The sequence below is a fragment of the Pseudomonas sp. Leaf59 genome (assembly GCF_920984685.1).
GTDB lineage: Bacteria > Pseudomonadota > Gammaproteobacteria > Pseudomonadales > Pseudomonadaceae > Aquipseudomonas.
Map to the genome: position 1 here is coordinate 120,026 of NZ_CAKLBR010000017.1, position 6,971 is coordinate 126,996.

The following is a 6,971-nucleotide window of genomic DNA, read 5'->3' on the forward strand; positions in this document are numbered from 1 at the left end:
GCGTTGGGAGGCTGGCGCCGATGCTCGAAAAAATCCCCGCGCTGCATCAGTTCGCCAACCAGCAATTGAACCTGGCCCTGCAAAAAAAACACCCTGGGGCGACCGTCGACGCCCAGAAGACAAAAGTTGTGACTACGACGAAGTCGCGCATTCATACACGCTTCAGACACGGAGCGTACACCCCGGCCGACTACAAAACCCAGGTGATATCGCTAACCGACCTGTCACTGAAAAACCCGACGGCATTTCCCGCAGGCGACAGCAACCAGCACGTCCAGGACACTCTGCAAGCCAAGCTTCTTGATGCCCAAGGCAAGCCGGTGCAGGACCGTGACGGCAACCCCATCGTGCTGAAAACCGCAGAACTCCTGGCATTGGTGGAAGACGCGGATGTAGGGGGCAAATACCTCGACATGCTCCACGCGCAATTGGCACCGGATGCCAGCAACGGTGAGCCGCATAAATTGCGCTCAGCATGGAAACACGCCCTGCGCAGCACCATGAACAAGCATGCCTATCTGGCAAAATTGAGCCCAACGGCCTATTCGGCTTCAGAAACAGACAGCGCGGGCAAACCACTGGCGCCCCAGTGGGTCAGGGCAGTGATTGATCATCCCGACCCGGCCACACGCCCGAAGGTCGATGGGAAAACCATCATCGCCAACACGATGTCGTTCTACGGCGCTCCAGTTCAGGGCGTCACCGTGATCAGCGATCACAGCCACTTATCTCGAGTCTTGTACAGTCCCGATGCGCCTGACGGCATAGCATGGCGCGCGCTGGCCAGCCAGCAGGAGCTGGAGACATTGATGAGTAAACCAGAGTGGCAAGCCTACTCGCGCGCGCGCGTCAACTCGACACCGCTGGAGTCGCTACAAAAAACGATTGAAGACTATCGCAACAAAAAAATCATCGCCACCCTGGAAAACGCCCAGAAAGCGCTTGAGCCGAAAATCGCCTATCTAAGACCCGTTGAGGGGGATCTTCGAGATGCAATGTACCAGCAAGTGTCGGATATCCTGATCAAGAACGCCGATTTGAGCTCGGTCAGCAATGCCGAGGTGGCCAAGGAATCGCGTTATAACAAAGTGATATTTGGCATCGAACTGGCGGGGGTCTTTCTGGACCTGGTGCCGGTCATTGGCAAAGGGGTCTCGACAGCTTCCAGGCTGACGAAAGCAGCGATTAAGATAATGCGGATGCCGGGAAACTCTCTTAGAAAAACCCTCAGCAAACCCGGCCATCTGTCCAGAGCATTCTCCGACTTCACCGTCGCTGCCACCGGCCACCGCATTCCCACCAGTCCGATTTCACGTCCCGTGTTCAAGCCATCCGCACAGGCGCAAACCCTGACGCCAGGCACAGGCGCCCCGGCAGTGCCGTCCGGCCGGGCTACGCGGGTAATTCCTGCGCCGTCAAACAGCGCCGTTGCAAATCAAGTTCAGTTGAACGTGCCCTCAACGTCTGCCGGCGCGGGCAAACTAACGGTGGCCATCAGCGGCAACCAGACACGGCCGCCGCGCCTGCCGGACTTCAGTCAGCACGCCGCCCCGCAAAGCGTACTTGATGGAACAAAACGAGCGGATGGCACGTTTCAAGTCGGCGACGACTTCTATATTCCTTTCACTGACGGTACTGGCGTGGAGCGCCCTTATAAAATCAGCCCGATCTATAAGCTTGAAGGCGGCTCAGTCAGAGCTATCGATGCAATTTCCGGAAAACAATTCGCGTCTCTGGTATCCACCGGCACAGGAGAATGGAGGCTCAATAAACTGAAAGGTGGAGAAACCGATCTGCCCCTGGACGATTATATGGACAGGATATTGAAGGGCGAAGCAGCAAATGACTTCGACGATCCGGCCGACATCAACAGGCTGACGGAATGGTTCAGGCGTGACATGGATGAATTTTATGACTCTTTTTTCGCCAGGCAACCGGCGCCACGCCCGGCAATAGAGCCCGTCAGTGTCGACATAGCCGCAAGTGAACTGATTAAAAACACGCTTTCCCGTCCTGATGTCAACGGCTGGGTGATAGGGGAATCCCATGAACAAGTCGCGAGCCTGGATTTTTTGGTCACCAATATGGAGCACTTCAAAAACGCTGGGGTTACCACGCTTTATCTGGAGAACGCTTATTTCCTGGAACGTTCGCCTACACTTGCCGGCACAGCTTACACAGCAGACGACGCGCACTACCTGTTCCCGCGCCATCTCACTGATAAATACCGCAACAATGCGCTGAGCATGACCGATGTACTGGCAGCGGCGGATAAACATGGCCTCAAGGTGATCGGGCTTGAACACGCCGAGTTGACCGTGCACAGACGCGATTTTGAGACCAACCTCCAAAGAGAAAACGCTTTTATCGATCGTCTGGAAGAACTCAACTACTTCGCTACTAAATTGATCGAAAAAACGCCCAAAGGAGAGAAGTGGGTAGCGCTGGTCGGCAACAATCATATGAACACTTACGTTGACGACTATACCGGAGGCGCCGTCCCTGGTATCGCGGAGCTTACAGGCGGGTTGGGCGTTTCAGTACGTGACGCGGCCAAAGGAGCCGGCAGCACTACCAGGGTGCCTGCACATACCCACGACTTCACTGAGGAAATGGAGTTATGGGGAGGGGACGTGCAGATTGAACACACTGTTGATAAGTACCTGAAGGCATAACGTATGGAGGGTTCGGGAAGGTGCGCCATGGCGCCCTTCCCTTTCGCTTGCAGTTAAAATTGCGACCGCAGAATACTTGCCGCAAAAAAAGATCAATAAAATACAAAAAACAGCTTTAAAGCATCACAAAAAAGCAAATAAAGAGTAATTCCATCAATTTTTTTCACCGACTTGCCATCTTTCACCCCCGCGGTTAGGGTTGAGCACATGAAAACCGCTCACACCCTCATTCAGCTCCGCCAGCACCGCAGCCTGTGCCTTGTCAGCGCACGACTGCCAGGCTGAATCGATCTGCCTCGTCCAAAGCTTTATTCCCAATAACAGTTTCACGGCAGGCCGCCTTTTTTCGGCCCTCAACCAAGGATTTCCCGATGAGCATGCTCAAAGACCCGTCTTCGAAATACCGCGCGTTCCCGACCATCGATATTCCGGATCGTACCTGGCCGTCGAAAACCATCACCAGTGCGCCGATCTGGTGCAGTTCCGACCTGCGTGATGGCAACCAGTCGCTGATCGAGCCGATGGACGCCGCCAAGAAACTGCGCTTCTGGAAGACCCTGGTCGCGGTCGGCGTGAAGGAAATCGAAGCCTCGTTCCCGGCCGCTTCGCAAACCGACTTCGACTTCGTGCGCACCCTGATCGAGGACAACCACATCCCCGAGGACACCACCATCCAGGTGCTGACCCAGGGCCGTGAAGACTTGATCGCACGCACCTTCGAATCCCTGCGCGGCGCGAAAAAGGCCATCGTGCACTTGTATAACGCCACGTCGCCGTCGTTTCGCCGCATCGTGTTCAACCAGGACAAGGACGGCATCAAGGCCATCGCGGTCAACGCGGCCAAGCTGTTCGTCAAATACGCCGCGCAGCAGCCGGAAACCCAGTGGACCTTCGAATATTCGCCGGAAACCTTCAGCGCCACCGAGCTGGAGTTCGCCAAGGAAGTCTGTGACGCCGTGATCGAGGTGTGGAACCCGACGCCCGCGCACAAGATGATTCTCAACCTGCCGGCCACCGTCGAGTGCGCCACGCCGAACATCTATGCCGACCAGATCGAGTGGTTCGGTCGCCATATCAATCGCCGTGACAGCGTGATCATCAGCCTGCACACCCACAACGACCGTGGCACCGGCGTGGCCGCCACCGAGCTGGGCCTGATGGCGGGCGCCGACCGTGTCGAAGGCTGCCTGTTCGGCAACGGCGAGCGCACCGGCAACGTCGACCTGGTCACCGTGGCCCTGAACATGTACACACAGGGCCTCGACCCGCAGCTGGACTTCTCCGACATCGACGGCGTGCGCAAGGTCGTCGAGGAGTGCAACCAGATCCAGGTGCACCCACGTCATCCGTATGTAGGCGACCTGGTGCACACCGCGTTCTCCGGCTCGCACCAGGACGCGATCCGCAAGGGGTTTACCCAGCAGAAAGACGATGCCTTGTGGGAAGTGCCGTACCTGCCGATCGACCCGGCCGATATCGGCCGCAGCTACGAGGCGGTGATCCGCGTGAACAGCCAGTCGGGCAAGGGCGGTATCGCCTACCTGCTGGAGCAGGAATACGACATCAGCCTGCCGCGCCGCATGCAGATCGAGTTCAGCCAGGTGGTACAGGCCGAAACCGACCGTGTGGGCCTGGAGATGACCGCGCCGCAGATCTACGCGTTGCTGCAACGGGAATACCTGCAGGCCAACACCCCCTACGCGCTGGTCAGCCATCGCCTGCAGGAAGAGAACGGCAACAGTTATGTCGAGGTGGAAGTCTCGGGCAAGGGCCAGGGCGAAACCAACCTGCACTGGAAAGGCAAAGGCAATGGTGCACTGGAAGCCCTGGTGGCCGGCCTGCCGATTGGTGTGGAGATCATGGATTACAACGAACACGCGATTGGCGCGGGCACCCATGCCAAGGCGGCGGCTTACATTGAACTGCGGGTGAACGGTGAACGTCCGGTGCATGGGGTGGGGATTGATGAAAACATCACCACCGCCAGCTTCAAGGCGTTGTTCAGTGCGTTGAACCGTTCGCTGAGCCAACAGGCAGCGAAAGCGGCATAAGCAAGCAATCCAGAAGCGTTATTGGCTGGGCCGACCTCATCGGGAGCAAGCCCCCTCCCACATTTTGATCTGTGAATACATTCAAAATGTGGGAGGGGGCTTGCTCCCGATAGCGGTCTATCAGACAAACCGAAAACTATCAGCATCCAGATTCGCCGGAAACCGGGTGCGATACGCCGCCAATTCCGCCGCATCCAGGCACACCTGAAACACCCCGTCCGCCTCCCCCGCACTCAGCAGGGTCTCACCCTGGAAGTCCAGCACCTGGCTGTCACCGGTGTAGCCAAAACCTTTGCCATCCGTACCCACCCGATTCACCGCCGCCACGTAGCACAGGTTCTCGATGGCCCGCGCCGGTAGCAGACGGTTCCAGTGCTGACGCCGCGCGCCCGGCCAGTTGGCGGTGTACAGCAGCAGGTCGGTGTCCTGGGCATCACGGCTCCACACCGGAAAGCGCAGGTCGTAACAAATCAACGGACGAATGCGCCAGCCCTTGCAGTCGAACTGCACCTGGCGTTCGCCCGGGGTGTAGTGGTCGTGTTCGCCGGCCATGCGGAACAGATGGCGCTTGTCGTAGTGCAGCACCTCACCATCGGGCCGCGCCCACAGCAGGCGGTTGCGATGGCTGCCGTCGGCCGCCCGGATGATCACGCTGCCGGTGATGACCGCAGCGTACTTTCTGGCCTGGGCCTGGAGCCAGCGGTGGGTGGGGCCGCTTTCCGGCTCGGCAAGGGTGTGCGATTCCATCGAGAAACCGGTGGTGAACATTTCCGGCAACACAATCAGGTCGGCACCCTCGGCCTGCTCCAGCAACAGCTCGAAATGGTCAAGGTTGGCCTGGCGGTCGTGCCAGGCCAGGCTGGTCTGGACGAGAGCGATATTCAGGTCCGGCAATGCAGTCAGATCACGCATAGTTTTTCGGCTGCTTGTTGCAGCGTTTCCTCGCGTTTGGCAAAGCACAGGCGCACCAGGCGCTGGCCTTGAGGTGGGTGCTGGTAGAACACCGAGATGGGAATGCTCGCCACGCCGTGTTCGCGGGTCATCCACAGCGACATGGCGACGTCATCCAGGTCCGGACGAATCTGTGAGTAATCCACCAGTTGAAAGTAGGTGCCGGCCACCCGAGTGAAACTCAAGCGCGACGGCGCCAGCAAGTCACAGAACAGATCGCGCTTGGTCTGGTAGAACGCCGGCAGTTCGTCAACGTGCTCCGGGTGGGCGGCCATGAAGTCAGCCAGCGCGAACTGCAACGGGGTGACGCAGCAGAAATTGACGTACTGGTGCACCTTGCGCAATTCGGCCGTCAGCGCGGGTGGCGCGACGACGTAGCCGGTTTTCCAGCCGGTGACGTGGTAGGTCTTGCCGAAGGAACTGACGACAAAGGCGCGCGAGTACAGCTCTGCATGGGCCAGCACGCTGACATGGGGCACGCCATCGAACACCAGGTGCTCGTAGACCTCGTCGCTGAGCAGGTAGATATCGCGATCACGGATCAGGTCGGCCAATTGGTCAAGCTCGGCGCGGCTGATCAGTGCGCCAGTAGGGTTGTGCGGCGTGTTGAGGACGATCATGCGCGTGCGCGGTGACAGCGCCGCCTTGATCTTCTCGAAGTCCAGCGCGAAGCCTTGCAGGCTCAGTTGCACATGCACGCAACGGCCACCGGCCAGTTCCACCGAAGGTGCGTAGCTGTCGTAGCAGGGATCGAAGATGATCACTTCATCGCCCCGACGAACCACCGCCTGGATCGCGCAGAAAATCGCCGCGGTGGCCCCCGGAGTAATGGTCACTTCATTGTCGGGATCGACCGACACGCCATAGCTGCGGGCGATCTTCGCTGCCACTTGCTGGCGCAGGGCCGGCAAGCCGGTCATCGGTGAATACTGGTTATGCCCGTTGGCAACGTGTTGGCCCACCGCATCGAGCAACGCTTGCGGGCCGTTGAAGTCGGGGAAACCCTGGGACAGGTTGAGCGCGCCGGTTTCGGCAGCCAGTTGCGACATCGTGGTGAAAATGGTGGTGCCGACGTTCGGCAACTTGCTGGTGATCATGGGAGCCCCCTTCGGGTGAGCTGCCAGTTTTAAGCTGCAAGCTGCAAGCAGGTCAAGCAAGCAAACCGTCAGGATCGAGTAGGAGGCGGGATTACTCCCGCCGTCCTCTCACACCACCGTACGTACGGTTCCGTATACGGCGGTTCAGGCTATGCGGTTGAGTCGGTTTATCGTATCCAGTATCGAGACCAGCCCGA

The 6,971-nt window shown here is 58.7% G+C and carries 5 protein-coding genes; 2 read left to right on the forward strand and 3 right to left on the reverse strand.

Annotation, left to right across the window (positions count from 1 at the left end):
- The first annotated feature begins 20 nt into the window (after positions 1–20).
- Positions 21–2,675: a membrane-targeted effector domain-containing toxin gene (locus LUB09_RS17995; RefSeq protein ID WP_231423234.1), complete on the forward strand. Its 2,655-nt coding sequence runs from the start codon at positions 21–23 to the stop codon at positions 2,673–2,675.
- A 153-nt stretch (positions 2,676–2,828) separates the two neighbouring features.
- Here LUB09_RS17995 and LUB09_RS18000 read toward each other — a convergent pair whose 3' ends face one another.
- Positions 2,829–3,005 carry a hypothetical protein gene (locus LUB09_RS18000; protein ID WP_231423237.1) on the reverse strand — a complete coding sequence of 59 codons (177 nt, stop codon included), beginning with the start codon at positions 3,003–3,005 and terminating at the stop codon, positions 2,829–2,831.
- A gap of 41 nt (positions 3,006–3,046) precedes the next feature.
- On the opposite strand from LUB09_RS18000, the gene leuA reads away from it, so the two are divergent.
- Entirely contained in the window at positions 3,047–4,726 is a 1,680-nt protein-coding gene (gene leuA, locus LUB09_RS18005; RefSeq protein WP_209984536.1) for a 2-isopropylmalate synthase, read from the forward strand.
- A 120-nt stretch (positions 4,727–4,846) separates the two neighbouring features.
- Here the strand turns inward: leuA and LUB09_RS18010 are convergent, their stop codons facing one another.
- Both LUB09_RS18010 and LUB09_RS18015 read right to left on the reverse strand, forming a co-directional pair.
- Positions 4,847–5,638 (reverse strand): amidohydrolase, encoded by a 792-nt coding sequence (locus LUB09_RS18010; protein WP_231423238.1) that lies wholly within the window; start codon positions 5,636–5,638, stop codon positions 4,847–4,849.
- On the reverse strand, positions 5,626–6,774 hold the full coding sequence (locus LUB09_RS18015) for a pyridoxal phosphate-dependent aminotransferase (protein ID WP_231423239.1): 1,149 nt from the start codon (positions 6,772–6,774) through the stop codon (positions 5,626–5,628). Before LUB09_RS18015 ends, LUB09_RS18010 begins: the two co-directional genes overlap by 13 nt.
- Between the last annotated feature and the right edge of the window lie 197 nt (positions 6,775–6,971).

Excerpts from the sequence above, each read along its gene's own strand:
- leuA (WP_209984536.1), top strand. The coding sequence starts at position 3,047 with ATGAGCATGCTCAAAGACCCGTCTTCGAAATACCGCGCGTTCCCGACC.
- LUB09_RS18010 (WP_231423238.1), bottom strand. The coding sequence starts at position 5,638 with ATGCGTGATCTGACTGCATTGCCGGACCTGAATATCGCTCTCGTCCAG.
- LUB09_RS17995 (WP_231423234.1), top strand. The coding sequence starts at position 21 with ATGCTCGAAAAAATCCCCGCGCTGCATCAGTTCGCCAACCAGCAATTG.
- LUB09_RS18015 (WP_231423239.1), bottom strand. The coding sequence starts at position 6,774 with ATGATCACCAGCAAGTTGCCGAACGTCGGCACCACCATTTTCACCACG.